We start from the raw sequence: 22,619 nt of genomic DNA, 5'->3' as shown, positions 1-22,619 counted from the left end.
ACGGAAGAGCCGGAGGGGACAGCCCACCCCGTGCGCACGCACGGGGTGGGCTGTCCCCTCCGGCTCTTCCGGTTCCTCCGGCTCCTCCGGGCGGGGGTTCGGTCAGGCGCGGCCCGCTGTTTTCTGGGTGCGGCGGGAGACCGAGTCGATGATCACGGCGATCAGCAGGACGGCTCCGGTGATCATGTACTGGATGGCGTTCGAGGACAGGTTCATCTGGTTGAGGCCCTGGACGATCGACTGGATGACCAGGATGCCGAGCAGCGCCGACCAGACCTTGCCTCGCCCGCCGAACAAGGACGTACCGCCGATGACGGCGGCCGCGATGCACATCATCAGCTGGTTGCCGCCGCCGAGGGAGCGGTCGGCGCCGCCGGTCGCGGAGGCGAGGAACAGGCCGCCGATGGCGCCCGTCGTGCCGGAGATCATGAAGACCGAGATCCGGATCCAGGACACGTTGACGCCCGCGCGGCGGGCGGCCTCGATGCCGCCGCCGACCGCGAAGACCTGACGGCCGTACGTGGTGCGGCGCAGCACGAAGTCGGTGACGAGCAGGATCGCCAGGAAGATCACCAGGGAGAGCGGCAGGCCCTGCTCCTGGTTGAAGCCGTACGCGGCGACGAGGACCAGGACCGCGAGGACGCCGGTGCGCAGCGCGATCTCGCTCTGCGGGCGGTGCGGCAGGTCGGCGGACCTGCGGCGGCGCGCGTCGCGGAACTGGGCGTACCAGAAGGCGGCGATCACCACGACGGCGAGGCCGTAGGCGGCGGCGACGTCGGAGAAGTAGTACTTGGTGAGGTCGCCGACGAAGCTGCCGATCGGGGTGGGGATGGTGGAGCGGTCGCCCATCACCCAGGTCTGGAGTCCGGCCCAGCCGAGGAACCCGGCGAGGGTGACGACGAAGGCGGGCACGCCGATCTTGGCGAAGACCAGACCGTGGAAGGCGCCGAGGAGGGTGCCGGACAGGATGCCGAGGAGGATGGCGAGGGAGTCGGGCATGTCGGTGCCGAGGACGCCCCAGACCGATCCCGCCAGACCGGCGACCGAGCCGACCGCGAGGTCGATCTCGCCGAGCAGCAGGACGAAGACGATGCCGACGGCCATGATGCCGGGGCCGACCGCGTACAGCGTGATCTGGTCGAGGTTGTACGAGGTGATGAAGTTGCCGGTGAGCGCCTGGAAGACGATGCCGATGACGATCAGGCCGACCACGACGGGCAGCGAGCCGATCTCGCCGGAGCGGATCTTGCGCTTGAACTCCTCGGCGTACCCCTTGAAGCCCTGCTCGCGCACGAGGAGGCGGGGGTCGACGGCGGGGACGGTCGCGGCGGCCGGGGTGTCGGTCGCGGGGGCACCGGCGCCGCGGGGCTCGGGCACCGCGGCGGCTTCGCTCGCGGTGGGAGGGGTCTCGCTCACTTCGCCACCTCCGCGTTGCGGGCCTGGCGGCGGGTCACGGCGTTGTCCGTGGCACCGGTGATCGCGGCGATGATCTCTTCGTGGGTGGTGGTGGCCACCGGGAAGGTGCCGTTGTTGCGGCCCAGGCGCAGTACGGCCACGGTGTCGGCGACGGCCTTCACGTCGGCCATGTTGTGGCTGATGAGGATGACGCCGAGGCCCCGCTCGCGCAGCCGCTCGACCAGGTCGAGGACCTGGGCGGTCTGCTCGACGCCGAGGGCGGCGGTCGGCTCGTCGAGGATCACGATCCTGGGGTCGCCGACCAGGGCGCGCGCGATGGCGACGACCTGGCGCTGGCCGCCGGAGAGGGCGGCGACGGGGATGCGGACGCTGGGGATGCGGATGGAGAGGGTGGAGAGGAGGTCCTTGGCCCGCTTCTCCATGGCGACCTCGTCGAGGACGCCGCCCCTCTTGATCTCGCGGCCGAGGAACAGATTGGCGACGACGTCGAGGTTGTCGCAGAGCGCGAGGTCCTGGTAGACGGTGGCGACGCCGAGGTTCTGGGAGTCCTGGGGGCGCTGGATCTCGACGCGCCCGCCCTCCCACTCGATGACGCCCTCGTCGATCGGGTGGACGCCCGCGATGGTCTTGACCAGCGTGGACTTTCCGGCTCCGTTGTCGCCGACGAGCGCGACGACCTCTCCTGCGTGGACTTCGAGATCGACACCGGAGAGGACCTGGACCGCTCCGAACCGCTTGAAGATCCCGCGCAACGCCAGCACGGGCGTCTGGGACACGTGAACCAACTCCTTCGCCGCCCGGGGACGGCGGGATGTCGCGCCGCCGTGCGGCGCCGAAGTTTCGAGGGGGAAAGGGGCTCGTCCGGCCCCCGGACCGACAGCGGGGTCTGGGTCGGCCGGGGACCGGACGGGCGGAGGGACGGACCGGACGGATGCCTTCCGGTCCGTACGGGGGCGCAGCCCCGTACGCGGGGCCCGCGGCGCGCGCGGGCCGGTGGCGGGACCGGTCCGTGGTGTCGGCCCCGCGCGGGGCCGACGGGCCGGGCCCGGAGGGTGTCGCCTCCGGGCCGGGGGGGCTACTTGATGCCCAGGGCGGTGCACTTGGCGGCGAGGTCCGGGGTGCACAGGTCGGCGACCTGGTAGATGCCGTCCTTGACGACCGTGGTCTGGATGTTGGTCTTGTCGACGACGACCGGCGGGAAGAGCGTCGACGGCACGCCGTCGGTCGCGCCCTGGGCGCCCAGGTCCTTGCCCTGGAGGAGGTTCACCGCGAACTTGGCGGCCTCGGGGGCGAGCTGGAGCGGGGACTTGTAGATGGTGAAGGTCTGGGTGCCCGCGATGATCCGCTGGATGCCCGCGACCTCGGCGTCCTGGCCGCCGACCGGGATGTTCTTGATGCCCGCGTTCTCCAGGGCGGTGATGATGCCGCCGGCCATGCCGTCGTTGGCCGAGTAGACGGCGCCGATCTTGTCCTTGCCGACGGAGGAGATCGCGGCGGACATCTTCTCGCCCGCGACCTTCGGGTCCCACTCGCCGGACGCCTCGTACGCGATCTTGCCGACCTTGCCGTCCAGGGCGCTGTGGACGCCCTTCTTGAACAGGGCCGCGTTCGGGTCCTTCTCGTCGCCGTTGATCAGCACCACGTCGGCGGTGGCGGCCTTGCCGCCGAGGGCGGCGAGCAGCGCCTGGCCCTGGAGCTCGCCGACCTTGTTGTTGTCGTGGCTGACGTAGGCGTCGGCGCCCGCGACGGCACGGTCGTACGCGACGATCTTGACGCCCTTGGCCTTGGCGTCCTTGACCCAGGCGGCGGCCTTGGTGGCGTCGACCGGGTCGAGGGCGATGACCTTGACGCCGTCGGCGATCAGCTGGTCGAACTGCTGCTTCTGCTTGACGACCTCGGAGACCGCGTTGTTGTACACGACCTCGCAGTCCGCGCAGGCGGCCCGGACGGCCTTCTCGAACTGGGGCTTGTCCAGGGCCTCGTAGCGCGAGGTCTTGTTCTCCGGCAGAAGCAGACCGATCTTGGTCGAGCCGCCCTTGTCACCACTGTCGTCGCCGCCGGCCTTGCCGCAGGCGGCGAGCGTGAGGGCCATCGAGACCGCGGCCGTTGCTATGACGGCACGACGCGTCACTGCGTTCATGGGGGGTTGCCTCCCTGACGAGGCCGCGACGTTGCGGCCGAGGTGGCACGAAGTCAACTCGGCCGCCACGATGTCGTCAAGAAGTAAATCCTTAACGAGATGACAACGGTGGCGATCGTTCTCTAAGTGAAGGCAAGCCGGGAAGCGGGGCCCGAAATCGGTGGTGCGCTCTCCAACAGGGTCGAATCGCCCATCTCGCTCAGCACCAGCGCGAGCGCCCCGAGGACCTCGGCCCGACCGCCCAACGCCCCCTGGACCAGGGTAAGTTGACGAGCGGCGCTGGGAATCGCGTACCGCGAGACGGAGTCCCTCACGGGGGCCAGGAGCAGCTCGCCCGCCTCCGCGAGATCGCCGCCGAGCACGACCCGGCTCGGGTTCAAGAGATTGCAAAGGTTGGCGACACCGCTGCCGATGTGCCGTCCCACGTCGGCGATCACCCGGCGGCATCCCGGGTCGCCCTCCCGGGCCAGCTGGACCACCCGCTCCATGGTCAGGTCCGGCCCGTGGCCGGGCTGGAGCAGCGGCAGCACGTACCGGGCGGCGGTGAAGGTCTCCAGACAGCCCCGGTTGCCGCAGCGGCAGACCGGCCCCGACTCGTCGATCGTGATGTGCCCGATCTCCCCCGCGGTGCCGCCAGGCCCCCGGTAGACCCGCCCGTCGATGACGAGCCCGGCGCCGACGCCGCTGGCCACCTTGATGTACGCCAGGTCCTTGACGCCCCGGCCGCTGCCCCAGACCAGCTCGCCGAGCGCGCCGAGGTTGGCGTCGTTGTCGACGTGCACGGGGACGCCCAGCCGTCCGGACAGCTCCTCGGCCGGGTTGATGCCGCTCCAGCCCGGCAGGATCGACGTCGAGCCGAGCGTGCCGGACGAGACGTCGATGGGGCCGGGGACGCCGAGCCCCACCCCGATCACCTTGTCCCGGCCGATGCCGGTGGTCAGGATCAGCCGGTTGACCAGTTGCTCCGCCCGGTCGAAGCCCTCGGCGGCGGAGGCGTCCACGTCGAGCGGTTCGGCCTCCTCGGCGAGCACCTGGTGGGCGAGGTTGCCGATGGCGACCCGCAGATGGGTGTGGCCGAAGTCCACCCCGATCACGATGCCCGCGTCACCCGAGAGGGAGACGCTGCGGGCCCGGCGCCCGCCCGCCGAGGTCGGCGTGACGTCGACGGTGCCGCCTTCCCTCAGTTCCCGCACGATGTTGGAGACCGTGGCGGCGGAGAGACCCGTCGCCCGGGCGATCTCCGCCTGGGTGAGCGAACCCGCCATGCGCACCGCGCGGACGACCCGTTCGAGATTGGCCCTGTGCAGCGACGTCTGCGACCCAGGAGTCTCCATGGACTCACTCACTCCCACCGTTTTCTCCAACATGTGAACCCTAAGGGGACGCTTTCGGCTTGCTTCCCGTCAAGACCTTGAGTGGCGGACCGTACGCGCCGCTCGCCGGGGCGCGACACGACAGGGCCCCCGGCGCGTGGTGCGCCGGGGGCCCTGCGGGGTGCTGCGGTCCCGGAGGTCTCCGGAGATCCCTACGGGACGGGCCCCTGGAGGGGCCCGGGGTTCACTTCACGGCGCCGGCGGTCAGACCGGCCACCACCTGCCGCTGGAAGATGATGTACGCGGCGAGCACCGGGAGCATCGCCATCACCAGTCCGGCGAAGAGTCCGGACCAGTCGCCCTTGTAGCCCTGGCTGACGGCCAGCTGGACGAGGCCCTGCGAGAGCACCTTCTTCTCCGGCTCGGTGTTGAGCACGGTCGGCAGCAGGTACTGGTTCCACTGGCCGAGGAAGTTGAAGATGCCGACGCTGATGAGACCGGGCTTGGCCATCGGCAGCATCACCTGGAAGAAGGTCCGGGTGTGCGAGGCGCCGTCCACGAACGCCGCTTCCGCCACCGAGGACGGCAGGGTGCGGAAGAAGGCGGTGAGGAAGAAGACGGTGAACGGCAGCGAGTACGCGATGTAGACCAGGATCAGGCCGGGCAGCGTGTTGAGCAGGGCCATGTTCTGCATCACGTAGAACAGCGGCACGAGCGCCAGGATGATCGGGAAGCTCATCCCGCCGATGAACAGGAAGTAGATGAAGCGGTTGCCCGGGAAGTCGAAGCGGGCCAGGACGTACGCCGCCATCGAGCCGAAGAGCAGGGTGCCGATCAGCGAGCCGCCGACCACCAGGATCGTGTTCAGGAAGTAGTCGCTCATGTGCGCCTCGGTCCAGGCGCGCGACCAGTTCTCGAAGTGCAGCTTGTCGGGCAGCGACCACGGCGAGGTGAAGATCGCGTTGTCGGTCTTGAAGGAGGTCATGACCGCCCAGAGCAGCGGCATGACGACCATGATCGCCCAGAGGATCAGGACGCCGTGGGAGAAGACGTTGAGCGTCGCCCCCTCGGCCTTGGACTGCTTGCGGGCCGCGGGAGGGGCCGTCCTGGTGACCGCGGGTCCCGAGCCGCCCGGTGCCCCGGGGGTCTCGACGCCGGTGGTGGCCGTGTCGGTGGTCTTCATCAGAACTCCAGCCGCTCGCGCCGGCCCAGCTTCATCACGATCGCGGCGAAGGCGAGCGTGACGAGGAGGAGCGCGACACCGATGGTCGTTGCGTAGGCGGCCTGACCGTCCCGGAACGCCTTCTGGTACACGTACAGCGGAAGGACGATGGTCGAGTAGTCCGGCCCGCCGCCGCTGGGGCCGACGGTCATGATCTGAACGACGGCGAAGGACTCGGCGCCGAGCGCCAGGATGCCCATGTAGATCCAGCCCGACTGCACCGTGTCCCAGAGCAGCGGCAGAGTGATCTTGAAGAAGGTGGTGAACCGGCTCGCGCCGTCGAGCAGCGCCGCCTCGTAGAAGTCCCGGGGAATGGACGCCATGCCCGCCGAGAAGAGGACGACGAAGAATCCGACGGTGGACCAGACGAGAACCACCATCACACAGATGAGGGCGAGGTCGGGATCACCCAGCCAGTCCGGCTGGATACTGCCGAGACCGACCCCCTTCAAAACGGAATTGATGGCTCCACTGTTCGGGTTGTAAGCGAACTGGAAGAGCAGCGCGACGATCGCGATCGACAGCACCTGCGGGAAGAAATACACGATCTTGTAGAAAGCGGAACCGCGCACACCCGCGATGGCCGCGCCCCTACGGCGCCGACCGCCGACATTCAGCATGAAGGCGAAGAACAACGCGAGCCCGACGGTCACCAGTGGCAGCACCACCGCGAGGGTCAGACTGTGCTGCAACGACTTCCAGAAGATCTCGTCGTCCAGCATACGGCTGTAGTTGTCGAATCCGATCATGCCGAATTCGGGGCTCAGCCCGGTCCAGTCCGTGAACGAGTAGTAGATGGACTGGATGAACGGCCAGATGACGAACAGCGCGTAGAGCGCGAGGGGGGCCGTCAGGAACCCCACGATGAAACGGTACTTGCCGTGTTGCATTCCTACCGACCCCGATCTTCCCGCGGAGGCGCGCCGCTGCTGCCGCGCGCGAAGGGCCCGGGGCCCGCTCCCGGTCGGCGGGAAGGGGCCCCGGTACAGCTCACTGGTGCTTGTAGTGCTTGATCGAGGAGTCCTTGGCCGCCTCGTCGGCGTACTTCTGGATCTTCTTGATCGTCTCGGCCGGGGTCGCGCGGCCCGCCATCATCTCGCCGATGCCGGCGACGCCGATCTTCTCCTTCTGGAGGGCGACGTACCAGTCCTGGAGGCGCGGGTTGACCACGTTCTGGCCGGCCTTCTCCAGGGCCGCGACACCGGACTTGAGGCCCGGGGACAGCTCGATGCCGTCGGTGCCGCCGTTCAGCGCGCTCAGGGACTTCACGGACTGCGTGAAGTTCTTGGAGGACGCCTCGCTGAGCATGATGCGCAGCTGCTCCATGCCGCCCTCGGGGTTGGCGGCCTTCGCGGGGACGATGAAGGGCTCGCCGCCGGCCGCCCAGATGGTGCCGAACGGCATCTTGTCCGAGGAGTCGATGCCGGTCGGGCCGGAGACCGCGAGGCCGAAGTCGGCCGGCATGGTCTTCGCGGCCTCGTTCTCGACCCAGGAGCCGTTCGGGATGAACAGCGCCTTGCCCTCGGTCCAGGCGGTCTGCGACTGGATGTGGTCCAGACCGGGGGTGCCCTTGAGGATGTAGCCCTTCTGGACCAGCTCGTAGTAGGCCTCGAAACAGGCCTTGACCGCGGGGTGCTCCCAGGCCTTCGGCTCCAGGTTGTCGATGGCGTCCAGGACCTCGCGGCCGCCGACCTTGCCGATCATCGGGTAGAGCGAGAAGGGGACGTAGTACGGGTGCTTGCCCGCGTACGTCCAGGCCGCGATGCCCTTGCGCTTGGCCTTCTCGCAGACGGCCAGCATCTCGTCCCAGGTCTCGGGGTACTTCGCGTCGAGCGAGTCGAGGAGCTTCTGCGAGTACCAGACGCCGTAGACCGTGTAGGCGTAGTTGAGGATCCAGCACTGCTGGCCGTCGAACTGGCCCATCTCGATGATGCCCGGCCGCAGGGTGTCGCGGACCTTCTTGTTCGGGTCGTCGACCGACGGCGCGTCCAGGAGCGGGGTGAGGTCCGTGAGCTGCTTCTGACCGACGAGGACGCCCATGTCCATCTGCTCGGCGCCGGAGTTGTCGATCAGGTCCGGCGGGTTGCCGCCGTTGAAGCGGGGCTGAAGCGTGGTGGTGATCTTCTGGGTCGGGGTGAACTTGACCTTCGCCTTGGGGTAATTGGTCTCGTAGATCTTGACAGCGTCCTTGGCGTACTGCTGTCCGAATCCGCCGTCGAAGAGGACGAAGTCGAGCGGTGCCGACTCGTTCACGGCGAGCGGGTTCTTGTCGGTCTTCTTACCCTTTTCGACCTTTCCGTTACCACCGGTGTCACTGCTCGCACAGGCGGAGAGGAAGCCCATCGTCGGGACGGAGATCAGGCCGATAGCAGCGGAACGCTTGATCAGATCGCGACGGCCAAGGCCCTCACTGGTGTGCGCGGAGGTGGATCCCATGCTCAAGTCCTCGCCTTCATTCAGGACTCAGGCGGTGTACCGGTCGCCCGTATCTCACTCGCCACAGGCGAAGGGCCCCGCCACCGCAGTCATTTGCAGCCGGGTCGTGCAGACGTCGGGCCGTCGTGTGATGGATACGACTGGCTGGACGCCGACAGGTATAGTCCACTTCCCTTCACCTGAGCAAGATCGTAAGCAGGTTTCGACAACCATCTTTCCCGAGTTGAGACCTCCGGGATTAGCACGAGGCATCTGCGGCGTTTCGTCCAAGGATTCGCCCTGCAACACTCTTGACAGTCCATCGGATCTACCTCTATTCGAGGTACCGGCCAGTAGTGCACGGCGGCGCGGAGTCGAACGAGACAAAGAGGACATACGGCCGGGATCGAAACAGTTGTGTCACAGAGCCCCCTCCTGTGAAGTTTCCGTAAGGACGATCCGGGATGATGGGGCTCCCACCGTTTCCCTCCTTCGCGACGGACGCACGGTGGGACCTGTCTTTTCCCCTCGCATCTGGAGTACACGTGGCCGACTATTCTGGCCTGAACCGCACGAGTCCGATGGCCCGTGTGACTGTTGCGGCCGTGACGGCCGCCCTCGTGGCCACCGGCACCTCCGCCGCCGTGGCCGCGGACGCGGGAGCGGGCGCGCAGGCCAAGGCCGTCGCGGTCTCTCCGGCCGCGCCTCACGCCACCGCTTTCGCCGCGAACGCCACGGCCACCGTCACCCCGGTCAACGCCCTGTACGGCGTGAACAACACGGGGGACATCTACGGATACGCCCCCACCGGCAACGGGGGCCTCAGCGCCGCCGAGAAGACCGGTTACGGCTTCCAGTACAAGAAGTACGTCACCCAGGCCGACCTCGACAGCGACGGCGACTCCGACGGCGTCTGGTTCGTCCAGAACAACCGTCTGTACTACGGCCCCTGGAGTCAGGACGCGCGCGACCTGGGCGGTGGCTGGGGCATCTACAACCGGGTCTTCTCCTCCTCGAACATCGGCGGCGGGAGCGCCGACGACCTCCTGGCGCGCGACAGCTCCGGCGTGCTCTGGCTCTACCTGGGCTACGGCAACGGCAAGATCGCCGCCCGCACCAAGGTCGGCGCGGGCTGGAACGCGTACAACCAGATCACCGGCAAGGGCGACCTGACGAACGACGGCAAGGCCGACATCGTCGCCCGTGACGGCTCGGGCGTGCTGTGGCTCTACAAGGGCACCGGCGACTACAAGAAGCCGTTCGCGGGCCGCGTCAAGATCGGTGCTGGCTGGAACGCCTTCAACACCCTGATCTCGGTCGGCGACATCAACTTCGACGGCGTCTCGGACCTGATCGCCCGTGACGGCTCGGGCGCCCTGTGGCTGTACAAGGGCACCGGAAACGCCGCCGCGCCCTTCCACACCAAGGTCAAGATCGGCACGAGCGGCTGGAACACCTACCGCCTCATGTTCTGATCCCCGGATCGAACGGCCGGCCGACGCGTGAAAGGGCCCCCTCCTCGTCCGAGGAGGGGGCCCTTCGTCGTGCGGTGCTACCGGATCCCGTGGGGTCAGCCGCGGATCAGGTTGCGGAGCACGTACTGCATGATTCCGCCGTTGCGGTAGTAGTCCGCCTCACCGGGGGTGTCGATGCGGACGACCGCGTCGAACTCGACACCGGTGTCGGTGCTGACCTTGACCGTGCGCGGGGTGGTGCCGTTGTTCAGTTCCTCGACGCCGGTGAAGGAGAAGGTCTCCTCGCCGGTCAGGCCCAGGGTCTCGGCCGACTGGCCCTCGGGGAACTGGAGCGGCAGGACGCCCATGCCGATGAGGTTCGAGCGGTGGATGCGCTCGTACGACTCGGCGATGACGGCCTTGACACCGAGCAGCGCGGTGCCCTTGGCGGCCCAGTCGCGGGACGAGCCGGAGCCGTACTCCTTGCCCGCCAGGATCGCGAGCGGGGTGCCCTGGTCGATGTAGTTGCGCGAGGCGTCGTAGATGAAGGAGACGGGGGCGCCGTCCTTCGTGAAGTCGCGGGTGAAGCCGCCCTCGGTGCCCGGCGCGATCTGGTTGCGCAGGCGGATGTTGGCGAACGTGCCGCGGATCATGACCTCGTGGTTGCCACGGCGCGAGCCGTAGGAGTTGAAGTCACGACGCTCCACACCGTGCTCGGTGAGGTACTTTCCGGCCGGGGTGTCGGCCTTGATCGCACCGGCCGGGGAGATGTGGTCGGTGGTGACCGAGTCGCCCAGCTTGGCCAGGACGCGCGCGCCGACGATGTCGGCGACCGGGGTGGTCTCCATCGTCATGCCCTCGAAGTACGGGGGCTTGCGGACGTAGGTGGACTCGGCGTCCCACTCGAAGGTGTTGCCGGTCGGGATCGGCAGCGCCTGCCACTGGGCGTCGCCCGCGAAGACGTCCTGGTAGGACTTGTTGAACATGTCCTCGCCGATGGAGTTGGCGACGACGTCGTTGACCTCGGCCTCGGTCGGCCAGATGTCCGCCAGGTAGACCGGCTTGCCGTCCTGGTCGATGCCCAGGGCGTCCTTGGTGATGTCCACCTTCATGGAGCCCGCGAGCGCGTACGCGACGACCAGCGGCGGGGACGCCAGGTAGTTCATCTTGACGTCGGGGTTGATACGGCCCTCGAAGTTGCGGTTGCCCGAGAGGACCGAGGTCACGGCCAGGTCGTGCTCGTTGACCGCCTTGGAGACCTCCTCCGGCAGCGGGCCGGAGTTGCCGATGCAGGTGGTGCAGCCGTAGCCGACGAGGTTGAAGCCGACCTTGTCGAGGTACGGGGTGAGACCCGCCTTGTCGAAGTAGTCGGTGACGACCTTCGAGCCCGGGGCGAGGGTGGTCTTGACCCACGGCTTGCGGGTCAGGCCACGCTCCACGGCCTTCTTCGCGACGAGCGCGGCGGCGACCATGACGTACGGGTTCGAGGTGTTGGTGCAGGAGGTGATCGCGGCGACGGTGACGGCGCCGTGGTCGATCGTGTAGGTGCTGCCGTCGGGGGCGGTCACCTGGACCGGGTTCGACGGGACGCCGTTGGTCTGCGCCGGGGAGTCGGAGGCCGGGAAGGACTCCTTGCCCGCCTCGTCGGCGGTGTCGACGTAGTTGCGGACGTCCTGGGCGAACTGCGCGGCGGCGTTCGCGAGGACGATGCGGTCCTGCGGGCGCTTCGGACCGGCGATGGAGGGGACGACCGTGGAGAGGTCGAGCTCCAGCTTCTCGGAGAAGTCGGGCTCGGCGGCCGGGTCGAGCCAGAGGCCCTGCTCCTTGGCGTACGCCTCGACGAGCGCGACCTGCTGCTCGTCGCGGCCGGTCAGGCGCAGGTACTTCAGGGTCTCGTCGTCGATCGGGAAGATCGCGGCGGTGGAGCCGAACTCCGGCGACATGTTGCCGATGGTGGCGCGGTTCGCGAGCGAGGTGGCGGCGACGCCCTCACCGTAGAACTCGACGAACTTGCCGACGACGCCGTGCTTGCGCAGCATCTCGGTGATCGTGAGGACCAGGTCGGTGGCGGTGGTGCCGGCCGGGAGCTCCCCGGTCAGCTTGAAGCCGACGACGCGCGGGATGAGCATGGAGACCGGCTGGCCCAGCATCGCGGCCTCGGCCTCGATGCCGCCGACGCCCCAGCCCAGCACGCCGAGGCCGTTGACCATCGTGGTGTGCGAGTCGGTGCCGACGAGGGTGTCGGGGTACGCCTGGCCGCCGCGGACCATGACCGTACGGGCCAGGTGCTCGATGTTCACCTGGTGGACGATGCCGGTGCCCGGGGGGACGACCTTGAAGTCGTCGAAGGCGGTCTGGCCCCAGCGCAGGAACTGGTAGCGCTCCTTGTTGCGGCCGTACTCCAGCTCGACGTTCTGGCCGAAGGCTTCCTTCGTGCCGAACTTGTCGGCGATCACGGAGTGGTCGATGACCAGCTCGGCCGGGGAGAGCGGGTTGACCTTCGCCGGGTCGCCGCCGAGCTCCTTGACGGCCTCGCGCATGGTGGCGAGGTCGACGACACAGGGAACACCCGTGAAGTCCTGCATGATCACGCGGGCCGGCGTGAACTGGATCTCCTGGCTCGGCTGCGCCTGCGAGTCCCAGCCACCGAGGGCCCGGATGTGGTCGGCGGTGATGTTCGCGCCGTCCTCGGTGCGGAGCAGGTTCTCCAGGAGAACCTTCAGGCTGTACGGGAGGCGCGCGGAGCCCTCGACCTTGTCCAGCTTGAAGATCTCGTACGACTCGTCGCCCACGCGCAGCGTGCTGCGGGCGTCGAAGCTGTTCGCCGACACGACAGTCTCCTTCATCAATGTGCGCGTATTACCGCCATGCTGCCGCCACGACTCCTCGCCGATCCGCTAAGGTAAGACTTAGTTAGGTAAGCCTTACCGGGTGGGGCGGCCATGGTGCGCCGTAAGCAGTTATCTCGATGTCGAGATAACTCTAGTGCATCACCGCCGCGAGGTCATGCCCGGATGCCCTTGTCCATGCTCATCCGGTCGTCCGCTGTCATCCGATCGAGCCGTTCGGCAACGAACCCGGTCGTTCCGGCTTCCTTGTCGGCGAACCCGGTCGTACGAGGTGACGCGCTGGGGTGCGGGGTGGCCGTACCGGTCGGGGGCGGGTCTTGCGGAGCCCGTACGTCGAGCTGTCGTACGTGGATGCCGTGCGTGAGCGTCGGCGGTCCGCTGCTGGACCGCGCGACCGCCCGGTTCGAGGACGTGGCTGCTGTACGCCCGTTTCGCTGGTCTCACGGTGAGCGTCTCTTCTCCGGCTGGTACCGGGCGGCGACGACCAGGCAAGCACGTCGGTTTCGAATCGCGGCTGGGAGCGGGACCGTCTTCTGCTGATGGACTTCGGTGCCGAGGTGGTGGGGATCGTCTCGGGACCGTTCTGGCTGCACTGGCACGACGGCGAGCGGAAGCGTCGGCACGCTCCGGACTACTTCACCGGACTGCTTGCCGGACTGCTTCGTACGCCGCGCCGACGGCTCGGCGGCGGTCGGCGATGTCGCCGGTGAACGGGTCGAGCCGAAGGGCGCGGGAGTCGTTCGAGATCACCCGCCTGGCCTGCGACCAGGTGGGATGGGGTTTCGAGCGGGTCGGGGTGCCGGACGCGGTGCTACTGGCGAATGCCCGGTGACTGTCGCGCTACCTGCACCCGCGGCGCCTGCGTGGATCGGCCATGGACCGACTCCGGGCAGCTTTCCCAGCCCTGATCCCGCTGATGATCGGAGCCGGTGCCGCCTGGCGGCGAGGTGTTCGGCACCCTGAAGCACTTCCCGGGGCGCATCCCCGCGACTGGTTCGGCAAACCCGGTCTCTCCCGCCTCGCAGCAGTCTCCGGCCGCCCCAGACGCTCGCTCGAACGGGCTCTGGCCGATGTCGCATCGCCACGACGACGCAACAAGCCGAACGTCCGCCACCCCAGCAACGCCCCCTTGACCGATCGCCCTGACTCGGCCCTCCGCATCCGCGAGACCGCCCCGTCCGGACCGCGACCATCCGTCACCTGTCCAGACGCCGCCTTCCCCTCAGCAACCTCCGTATCTTGGCGCCATGACGGAGGCGGAAGAACCGAAGCTCCACGTGAACCGCTGGGGCGACACACTCAGATCCGGCCCCGGAGCGACGAAGCCCCCGCCAGGACGCGTGCTCGTGCTTCGACCGGTCCAGGCCACGCCCGAGCCCGCGTCGGATTCCACACCGAACGGCAGGACACCTCTGCCCCTGGCTGGCAACACCTGCTGGAGCTGGCTGATGAGGCCGCTGCCGACGGGCGCGAAGAGTTCCGGCCCCTCACCGAGCTGAGCCCGCAAGAGCGGCGGCAGGTCATCACCCTGCCGCCGAGCATCGCCGGGCTGACGGGGGTCAAACACCTGGTGCTCTACGGCAGCAACGTGGTCCGCGTCCCGCCCGAGATCGGATCCATGACCAGCCTGGAGGAGTTCACCCCGTACACCTTCACTGGCTCCCCTGCGAGATCACCCGATGCCGGAAGCTGACCCGCAGCACAGTGAGCACACGCGCGTTGTTCGGCAACGAGAAGCTGCGGCCGCCCTTCCCAAGACTTCAGCCCGCCCAGGGCTCCATCGCGGACCTCGATCCGGAGAACCTGGATCCCCGGCGATGGGGCATCACCGCCATCCATCGCTGCGGTGTCTGCAGCCATGCGATCGCACGGAGCGGATTCCATCAGGTGTGGATCTCGTCACGCGTGGCCACCGATGTGCTTCCTCTGCTGGTCAGCGCCTGCTCGTCGGCATGTGTCGCCGAACTGCCCGGTGGCGCGGAGGGCTACATCCCCACATCGCACACAGGCGGCCGAGCCGATCAGCCGGCGTCCGACCGGGACTGACCAGCCGACGTGACCGTCGCAGGCGGGTGCCGCACGGGGCGGCGGGCCCGGGTTGCGGGCAGAGCGTCTGGCCGAGCCGAGGGCGGGAGGGGGCGGATCGCCCGTACGGCCGTTCCGGTGGTCTCGTGGCGCGTACCCCTTCGTGGGCCGCCAGGTGACGGGGGGCCGAAATCGGTCGGCTCGTCGGCGGCCTCTCCGGCGGAGCCCTCCAGCGGCCCTCCGTCCGGCGTGCCTCCGCGTCCCGGGCGCGGCGGCGATCCGGCAGTCCGGGGCGGCCGGTGATCCACTCCCCTATCCCCGGGGATGATGTCGCCCGAAACGTATGACTGGGAGTCAATTCACTTAGCCGAGAGGTACATTGTGGACGCCCGATGACGCGTGCTCGATGGGGAGGGCTGCCCTCGTGGTGGAGAAGATCGTCGGTGGCGTCCTGGTCGCCCTGCTGACCGCCGTGGGCCGGGCCCTGTGGCAGAACAGGCGGCACCTCAGCCTGTTCCGTGTCCTGCTCACACCGCTGGGCCAGGTGCGCGTCTCCGTCGCCGTACTGCTGCGGGTGAACGACGAGGACCACTATGTCCTCTTCTCCTCGGTCACCCGCCCGGGGGCCTTCGGCCCGCCCGGCGGCGTGGTCAAGTATCACGAGGCGGCCAAGTCCCGGCTGGAACGCCTCGGGTTCGAGCCCGAGGGCCGCGCCCGCGCCGAGATGCGGCACGATCTGCGCGGTTTCCTGCCCGCCCTGCGGGTCCTGGGCTTCGCCCGCTGGCTCCAGCGGGGCACGGACCGCGAGGCCCCGACCGAGTGCCTGCGCCGCGAACTCGTCGAGGAACTGGGCGAGGTGGGCCATGAGGAGCTCGTACCGCTGGCCCGGGAGGCCGGTTTCCAGCCCGTGGCCCGGTACATCGACGGGCCGCTGAAGGTCCCGGGGGAGACGTACCGGCAGATCCGCTTCTTCGAGGTGTACGACCTCGTGCCCGACAGGCCGGAGACGGTCGAACTCCGTTCCGCCGTGCTGGATCTGGCGTCGGACGCCGAGGAGCCCCTGGTCATCGGCGTGACCAGGCGCGACATCACCCGGGGACGGTCCCGGGCCCATGTGGTGCTGCCCCAGTCGGCCTTCCTCGCTGGCGACCGCCGGGTGCGGGAGGACATCGCCCCGGTGTCCTGAGGCGTCGACACGGTCCTTCGGCTCCGAGCCGGACCCGCCCCGGGGCGGCACTCCCCCGGATCTCCTCAGGCACTTCCCGTCATCCGCCTCCCGTGATCCGCCACCGTCTTCCCCCTCCTGTCACCGTCCTCCGCCATCCGCCCATCCCGCAGACCGTCTCCCGCCCCGATCGTCTCCCGTCCGAAGCGCCCCCGGCCCGGATCGCCCCGGTCCGTCCGCGCACCGGACGCCGGAGCGCCTCCTCCCCCGCCCCCACCGCACCCGACCATGCACCACCTGCCGGATTCGCCCCGCTACGCCCCCGGTGGCGCGGGGCCGTAGTGACCTCTCGGAAGGAACAGATGATGGTTGCTTCACCGGTGTCGCCGGAGGAGTTCAACGAGGCGTACGACATCGTCACCGCGGCCCTCCAGGACATCGCCGGGGCCGACGGCCACTTGCCGAGCGGCCTCGCCAAGGCGCGCGGCATCCTGGCCACGGCCGGGGACGAACTCGCGAGCGGGAACTTCGCGGGGCCCACCTTCAAGATCGCCAACGCGGCCAAGCTCGCCGCCCAGCAGCACTACGCGGAGACGGACCCCGGACGGGCCCGCCTCCTGTTCGAATTGGCGATCCGCTTGTACGAGGCCCGCCATCCGGAGAGATACCACTCGTCCATCGACGAGTGCCACAAGGGTCTCCTCCAGCTCGGTCCCGCGCTCCAGATCCAGGAGGAGAGCCCGGCGGCCCACACCACGGAGGTCGCCGAGGGCGAAGCGGACACCACCGAGACGGATCCGGAGAGCCCCGCGAGCCCGCCCAGAGGGAGGGTTCCCGGCCAGATCCGCGTGCCCGTGGCCGCCGGGCAGGCGACGCTGGGCCTGTTCGACCGGTGGCACTCCGACCAGCCGTGGCGGGAGTCCTTCTCGAAGCTGCACACCGGCTTCGAGAAGTGGCTGGTGGAATGCCTCATGAGGCACGCCCCCGACGCCGCCGAGGTGCTGCGGCCCCTCCTGGACGCGGACCTGAAGACGCTGGCCGAGGGCCTCGCCGAGGTGCGGGTCCCGGCCGACGAGTACTGGCCCCTGCACGAGGGCGCGATGACGGTCCGCAACACGGCCCGTACCGCCATGCGCAACTACATGGCAGGAGGCACCGCGTCCGAGGCCCAGCAGATCCGGACCCGGTTCCTGCAGAGCGCACTGCTCAACTTCTGCCTGCGCGAGCACCTGAAGTCCAACAACTACCAGGTCGTGGCCGATGTCGTCGGCTACCTCCAGATCATCCAGGCCGAGCACCGGCGCAACAGCGACCAGCGCGAACTGCTGCTCGCCGCCGCCGAGGCGACCGCCCTGGTGGCCGTCAGCGAGCTCCAGGAGGTCGACCTGGAGCTACGGCTGCCCGACGTGTGCCGCTGGCTGCGCCACGCGGTGGGGATACAACTGCTCATCGGCGGACCCGACCCCGTGGACCCCGAGTACAGCAACCAGGACCAGCGAGTGCGGGGCGTGACGACCGCCGAGGGGTGGGCGACCCATCTGCTCGACGAGTGGGCCAACGCGCCGGAGCACCGGCACAGCACCGCCTTCATGCTGCTGAGCCTCTCCGGCTGGAAGGAGAACCAGCTGGACCGGCTGCTCACCGGGCTCTACCACAACCCCCACGAGGAGCCGTCGGCGCGCTACCGGGACGTCCGCCGCCTCTGGCGCGGGCGCGCGGTCGGCCTGCTGGACAAGGCCAGGGACGTGAGCGTCGTGAAGAACGCCTGGGAGCCCGGCACCGCCACGGACGCGACCGCCTCGATGTCCCTGACGGAACGGGACCACGCTCTCCAGCTGCCGAACCGGCTGCTCCAGGGCGTCGCCGCCGAGCTGGCCCCGCGGCACGGCGGGCTCATGGTGCAGGGGGCCCTGTTCGCCGGCCGGCCCGTACCGACGTTCCTCGCGCGCAACGTCTTCGGCCCGGTCGGCGTGCTGAAGATGGACGAGGAGAGCAAGGTCCAGCGGGAGAAGCGCAACTTCGACGAGTTCGGCGAACAGCTCCAGCCGTTCTACCGGTCGAGCAAGTGCACGGTCTCGTCCACCTCGATCGTCAACCGCAGCAACGGCAGCCGCTACCAGGCGATCCTCACCTCCTACGTCTTCCGCGAGGACGACGAGCCGAGCACCTTCCGCGACTGGCTCACCCGGCGGGAACCCGTGAGCGACGAGACCCTCAGGAGCGTGGTCAGGAAGCTCTTCGTCAAGGCGCTCGGCCCCTGGCTGAGCAACGCCAGCCGGGCCGTGGGCGACCTGCGGGGCGAGTATCCCGCCCTGCGCCCGGCCGGTTTCGAGCGGGCGGGGTACCGGCCCGGCAAGAACGCCGATTCGGAGCTCCGGAAGTTCGCCTCGCCGGAGGTCGGCACCGTCTTCGGCGTCCCGGACGGCCTGCCCTGGCGGCCCCGGAGCCTGGGAGAGCTGCTGGGAGACCACCTCGACGTGGGCGGTCGCGGGGAGGCGGACCGGGAGCGGACCAGCCCGCTCTGGCTGGTGGCGCAGACCGCCGAGGCCGCCGTGCCCTCCCCGGAGTCCGCCCGGCTCGTGGACTGGCTGCTGTACGACCGTGAGCACGGTCTGACGACCCGGTACCTCACCTGCGTCTCGCACGGCGACCTGCACGGCGAGAACATCCTCACCAGTGGTCCGGACGCCAGCACCCCCCACCTGTACGTGATCGACTTCGAGACCACGCACCGGGGGCACATCGCGAAGGACTTCGCCCGCCTCGAAGCGGCCCTGTGGTCGCGGACGTTCCCGTGGTCGACGGAGCAGGTCACGGTGATCCGCGAGTGGTTCGCGGAGTCGCTCCGTCCGGAACGGCTCTGGAACCCGGTCGTGCCGGGGAACGTGGACGACTCGGTCCGCCGGGTCCTGACCTGTGTGATCGAACTGCGGAGCATCCTCAAGGGCTGCGAGCAGTCGAACTGGGCCTTCAACGACCTCGAATACCAGTGGGCCCTGCTCGCCTCCCTGCTCCCCTTCGCCCGCTACCGCGACCACGAGGACCTGGTGAACCGGTGGCTGCCGTTCTTCCTTGCCGCCGATGTCGCCGACGCCCTGGTCACCAGGGCCAGGGAGGCGATGGAGGGCACGGAGGCGGAGGAGACGGCCGGGGGCAGGAAGGAGCCGCTGGCGGGAGCCGGGGCGTAGGGGCCTGGCTCTGGGGCTGGGGATGGGCCTGGCCGGGGCCGGGGCTGGGGCCGGGGCCCGCGAAGCCGTGCGCGGACAGGCGCGCGGAGGCCGTATCCGGGCGAGCGCATGAGGCCGTACCCGGGCCGGGGCACGGAAGCCGTGCGCGGGCAGGCGTGTGAGGCCGTGCGCGGGCAGGCGCACGGAAGCCGTATCCGGGCAGGCCCATCAGGGCCGTACCCGCGCCACGGCGCGGCCCCGCGCCCTCACCCGTACGGCCCCCCGTGGATTGCCCGGGGCCGGGGCACGGCCGACGATCGGGGCATGTTCAGTGGCGCGCACCTGGTCCTCTACACCCGCGACGCGGAGGCGGACCGCGCCTTCCTCAAGGACGTCTTCGGGTTCGAGCACGTGGACGCGGGCGGTGGGTGGCTGGTGTTCCGGCTGCCGCCCGCCGAGATCGCCGTGCACCCCACCGGGCGCGAGCCCCGGAGCGAGGTCTACCTCATGTGCGAGGACCTCGCCCGGACCCTGACCGCCCTGGAGGACCGGGGCGCCGAGGTCTCGCGGGCCATCACCGAGCAGTCCTGGGGACTGCTCGCCGCCGTACGGCTGCCGAGCGGCACCGAACTCCCCCTGTACGAACCGCGCCACGCCACCGCGCACGACGGCTCGCCCTGACGCCCCGCCCCACCGCGCGGGGCGTTTCACCCTGATGGCCCACCCCAACCAACAGGGTCATCTCATATCTGAGATAACGTGACGGCATGGCAGACGACTACCTCGTACGCATCGGCAAGCTCATCCGTGACGCCCGTCAGCACCGTGGCTGGACACAGACCCAGCTCGCCGAGGCACTGGCCACGAGCCAGAGCGCCGTCAACCGGATCGAGCGCGGCAACCAGAACATCAGCCTTGAGATGATCGCCCGGATCGGCGAGGCCCTCGACAGCGAGATCGTGTCCCTGGGCTACGCGGGCCCGATGCACCTCCGGGTCGTCGGCCGCCGCCGGCTCTCCGGCTCCATCGACGTCAAGACGAGCAAGAACGCCTGTGTCGCGCTGCTCTGCGCCTCCCTCCTCAACAGGGGCCGCACGGTGCTGCGCCGGGTCGCCCGCATCGAGGAGGTGTTCCGGCTCCTGGAGGTGCTGAACTCCATCGGCGTCCGCACCCGCTGGATCAACGAGGGCGTCGACCTGGAGATCGTGCCCCCGGCCGAGCTGGACATGGACTCGATCGACTCCGAGGCCGCGATCCGCACCCGCTCGATCATCATGTTCCTCGGCCCGCTGCTGCACCGCATGGACCGCTTCAAGCTGCCGTACGCGGGCGGCTGCGACCTCGGTACGCGGACCATCGAGCCGCACATGATCGCGCTGCGCCGCTTCGGTCTCGACGTCACCGCCACCGAGGGCATCTACCACGCCCAGGTGGAGCGTTCCGTCTCCCCCGACCGGCCGATCGTGCTGACCGAGCGCGGGGACACCGTCACCGAGAACGCGCTGCTCGCCGCCGCACGCCACGACGGCGCGACCGTCATCCGCAACGCCTCCTCCAACTACATGGTCCAGGACCTGTGCTTCTTCCTGGAGGCCCTGGGCGTACGGGTGGACGGCATCGGCACCACGACGCTCACCGTGCACGGGGTGCCGCAGATCGACGTGGACGTCGACTACTCCCCCTCGGAGGACCCGGTCGAGGCGATGAGCCTGCTGGCCGCCGCCGTGGTGACCGAGTCGGAGCTGACGATCCGCCGGGTCCCGATCGAGTTCATGGAGATCGAGCTGGCCGTCCTGGAGGAGATGGGCCTCGACCACGACCGCTCGCCGGAGTACCCGGCGGACAACGGACGCACGCGCCTGGTCGACCTGACGGTCCGCCCCTCCAAGCTGGAGGCGCCGATCGACAAGATCCACCCGATGCCGTTCCCCGGCCTGAACATCGACAACGTGCCCTTCTTCGCGGCCATCGCGGCCACCGCGCAGGGCAAGACCCTCATCCACGACTGGGTCTACGACAACCGCGCGATCTACCTCACGGACCTCAACCGCCTCGGCGGCCGACTCCAGCTCCTGGACCCCCACCGCGTCCTGGTCGAGGGCCCCACCCGCTGGCGCGCCGCCGAGATGATGTGCCCCCCGGCCCTGCGCCCGGCGGTGGTCGTCCTCCTCGCGATGATGGCGGCGGAGGGCACCTCGGTCCTGCGCAACGTCTACGTCATCAACCGCGGCTACGAGGACCTGGCGGAGCGCCTCAACTCGATCGGCGCGCAGATCGAGATCTTCCGGGACATTTAAGGCACGGCCGCTGCTGTACCCCGTGTGACCTGCCTCCTGGTTGGCCTCATGGGGTACGGCGACCCTCTGGATTCCTGGCCCGCGACCGGCTGCCGACCGAGGCTACGAGAAGCTCGCGTCGATGACGGCGGCACCCCCGTGCACCCGCTCGCGGCGGCGGAAGACGCGCCCACCGTAGGGGCCTCCCGGCACGGCAGTGGATAGTCCGCCTCGGCCGGAGAATCGGCTCCGGCTGGGCCTCTGCCCGCGAAATCGCTAGCGTTCCACGAATACCAGCCGAGGAGTCGTTTCCGAGAGCCCGCCAATGGGTTTTCCAGACGGAAGCACCGCCCGGACCTGTTGAAAGACCTTGTTGATCCATTCGGCGGTGTAGGTCCGCGTGTCCTCCGTCGCCCGCAACACCAAGCCGGCGTCGGCTAGCGCCATAACGTCCGTGAACGCCCCGGAGGCACGCAGCGCGTCCACGCCGCCAAGCCGATTCGCGACACCGGGCGAGCACACGATGATCCACGAGTAGCCGCGCATCATGGTGTCACGTTCCGGAAGCGTCTCATCCTGAACAACCCCAAGGAGGCTTCGAGCGCCGTACGGACTCTCGGGGCACCCGTCCGCTCCGAGGCGTGCCAGCCTGACCGATCCAACGGCTCCGTCTCAAGCTCCTGGAGGAAGCCCCCCCTCCTTTGGCGACTACGCCTTGCCGGAACGCGTGCGTCCCCCTCGAGACACCCTCGCGTTCCACAGACTTCCCCACAGCTCCCCGGGCTGACCGTACGGAACACCCGACTTCCATAGCACGGCCCGCGTTCCCAGAGATCGAGATCATCTGCGAGAGGCGCGAGATCGTCGCCACCCAGGTTCCTGACGGCGTCGACGAACCACTCCTCCACCAGACGCCGGAACTTCACCGGATCTCGCGGAAGGGCGTAGTCCAGCTCGGCGTGCACACTCGCGTTCGGCACGAACATGTCCCCGTTCCCCACAGAGTTTCTCCGTTCCAAACCACCTGACCCCGTCCGAGCCGGGTCAATGAGCCTCTTCAGCGTTGCCGCTCCAGGGTGAGAATGGCTTTGGCGATTGACGTCATGCGGTTGGGGCTGCAGCGGGACCTGCGGAAGATCCGCCAGGACTTCAGGCAGGCCACGCCGCGCTCAACCGG

At 69.1% G+C, this 22,619-nt stretch carries 16 protein-coding genes and 1 pseudogene; 7 read left to right on the top strand and 10 right to left on the bottom strand.

Annotation, left to right across the window (positions count from 1 at the left end):
* Positions 1-102: 102 nt before the first annotated feature.
* The 7 genes from ACIO92_RS27605 to ngcE form a co-directional block, all read right to left on the bottom strand.
* The gene (locus tag ACIO92_RS27605; RefSeq protein WP_402284364.1) at positions 103-1,416 is read right to left on the bottom strand and encodes a sugar ABC transporter permease; all 1,314 of its coding nucleotides are present in this window, start codon (positions 1,414-1,416) and stop codon (positions 103-105) included.
* A complete protein-coding gene (locus ACIO92_RS27600) occupies positions 1,413-2,192 on the bottom strand; it encodes an ATP-binding cassette domain-containing protein (RefSeq protein ID WP_366441321.1) in 780 nt (259 codons plus the stop codon). The genes ACIO92_RS27605 and ACIO92_RS27600 overlap by 4 nt, the downstream gene beginning before the upstream one ends.
* Before the next feature lie 299 nt (positions 2,193-2,491).
* The gene (locus ACIO92_RS27595) at positions 2,492-3,556 is read right to left on the bottom strand and encodes a substrate-binding domain-containing protein (protein ID WP_366441320.1); all 1,065 of its coding nucleotides are present in this window, start codon (positions 3,554-3,556) and stop codon (positions 2,492-2,494) included.
* 122 nt (positions 3,557-3,678) lie between these two features.
* Positions 3,679-4,890 (bottom strand): ROK family transcriptional regulator, encoded by a 1,212-nt coding sequence (locus ACIO92_RS27590; RefSeq protein ID WP_366441319.1) that lies wholly within the window; start codon positions 4,888-4,890, stop codon positions 3,679-3,681.
* Positions 4,891-5,113: 223 nt separating this feature from the next.
* A complete protein-coding gene (locus ACIO92_RS27585) occupies positions 5,114-6,052 on the bottom strand; it encodes a carbohydrate ABC transporter permease (RefSeq protein WP_366441318.1) in 939 nt (312 codons plus the stop codon).
* The gene (locus ACIO92_RS27580) at positions 6,052-6,981 is read right to left on the bottom strand and encodes a sugar ABC transporter permease (RefSeq protein ID WP_351781510.1); all 930 of its coding nucleotides are present in this window, start codon (positions 6,979-6,981) and stop codon (positions 6,052-6,054) included. The genes ACIO92_RS27585 and ACIO92_RS27580 overlap by 1 nt, the downstream gene beginning before the upstream one ends.
* Before the next feature lie 100 nt (positions 6,982-7,081).
* Positions 7,082-8,527 (bottom strand): N-acetylglucosamine/diacetylchitobiose ABC transporter substrate-binding protein, encoded by a 1,446-nt coding sequence (ngcE, locus tag ACIO92_RS27575; RefSeq protein WP_366441317.1) that lies wholly within the window; start codon positions 8,525-8,527, stop codon positions 7,082-7,084.
* 560 nt (positions 8,528-9,087) lie between these two features.
* Between ngcE and ACIO92_RS27570 the strand changes: the two genes are divergently transcribed.
* Entirely contained in the window at positions 9,088-9,981 is an 894-nt protein-coding gene (locus ACIO92_RS27570; protein WP_366441430.1) for a VCBS repeat-containing protein, read from the top strand.
* A 95-nt stretch (positions 9,982-10,076) separates the two neighbouring features.
* Here ACIO92_RS27570 and acnA read toward each other — a convergent pair whose 3' ends face one another.
* The gene (gene acnA, locus ACIO92_RS27565; protein ID WP_402284368.1) at positions 10,077-12,791 is read right to left on the bottom strand and encodes an aconitate hydratase AcnA; all 2,715 of its coding nucleotides are present in this window, start codon (positions 12,789-12,791) and stop codon (positions 10,077-10,079) included.
* Between the two features lie 557 nt (positions 12,792-13,348).
* Here acnA and ACIO92_RS27560 point away from each other — a divergent pair.
* The 6 genes from ACIO92_RS27560 (at position 13,349) to ACIO92_RS27535 (ending at position 21,463) form a co-directional block, all read left to right on the top strand.
* On the top strand, positions 13,349-13,519 hold the full coding sequence (locus tag ACIO92_RS27560) for a hypothetical protein (RefSeq protein WP_402284370.1): 171 nt from the start codon (positions 13,349-13,351) through the stop codon (positions 13,517-13,519).
* A 1,009-nt stretch (positions 13,520-14,528) separates the two neighbouring features.
* A complete protein-coding gene (locus tag ACIO92_RS27555; protein WP_402284373.1) occupies positions 14,529-14,855 on the top strand; it encodes a hypothetical protein in 327 nt (108 codons plus the stop codon).
* A 403-nt stretch (positions 14,856-15,258) separates the two neighbouring features.
* Positions 15,259-16,020, top strand: a complete 762-nt coding sequence (locus ACIO92_RS27550; RefSeq protein WP_402284376.1) for a hypothetical protein — start codon at positions 15,259-15,261, stop codon at positions 16,018-16,020.
* Positions 16,021-16,364: 344 nt separating this feature from the next.
* The gene (locus ACIO92_RS27545; protein WP_402284377.1) at positions 16,365-19,187 is read left to right on the top strand and encodes a phosphotransferase; all 2,823 of its coding nucleotides are present in this window, start codon (positions 16,365-16,367) and stop codon (positions 19,185-19,187) included.
* A 303-nt stretch (positions 19,188-19,490) separates the two neighbouring features.
* The gene (locus ACIO92_RS27540) at positions 19,491-19,847 is read left to right on the top strand and encodes a VOC family protein (RefSeq protein ID WP_366441313.1); all 357 of its coding nucleotides are present in this window, start codon (positions 19,491-19,493) and stop codon (positions 19,845-19,847) included.
* A gap of 86 nt (positions 19,848-19,933) precedes the next feature.
* Entirely contained in the window at positions 19,934-21,463 is a 1,530-nt protein-coding gene (locus ACIO92_RS27535; RefSeq protein WP_366441312.1) for a UDP-N-acetylglucosamine 1-carboxyvinyltransferase, read from the top strand.
* A 255-nt stretch (positions 21,464-21,718) separates the two neighbouring features.
* Here ACIO92_RS27535 and ACIO92_RS27530 read toward each other — a convergent pair whose 3' ends face one another.
* Together ACIO92_RS27530 and ACIO92_RS27525 are read right to left on the bottom strand one after the other, a co-directional pair.
* On the bottom strand, positions 21,719-21,991 hold the full coding sequence (locus ACIO92_RS27530; protein ID WP_402284381.1) for a hypothetical protein: 273 nt from the start codon (positions 21,989-21,991) through the stop codon (positions 21,719-21,721).
* 508 nt (positions 21,992-22,499) lie between these two features.
* Positions 22,500-22,619 (bottom strand): annotated as a pseudogene (locus ACIO92_RS27525) (IS5/IS1182 family transposase); the annotation flags it as partial.

The organism is Streptomyces sp. NPDC087215, assembly GCF_044744885.1.
Lineage (GTDB): Bacteria > Actinomycetota > Actinomycetes > Streptomycetales > Streptomycetaceae > Streptomyces.
Note: the sequence above shows the minus strand (reverse complement) of the source record. Positions and strands in the feature narration are given on the sequence as shown.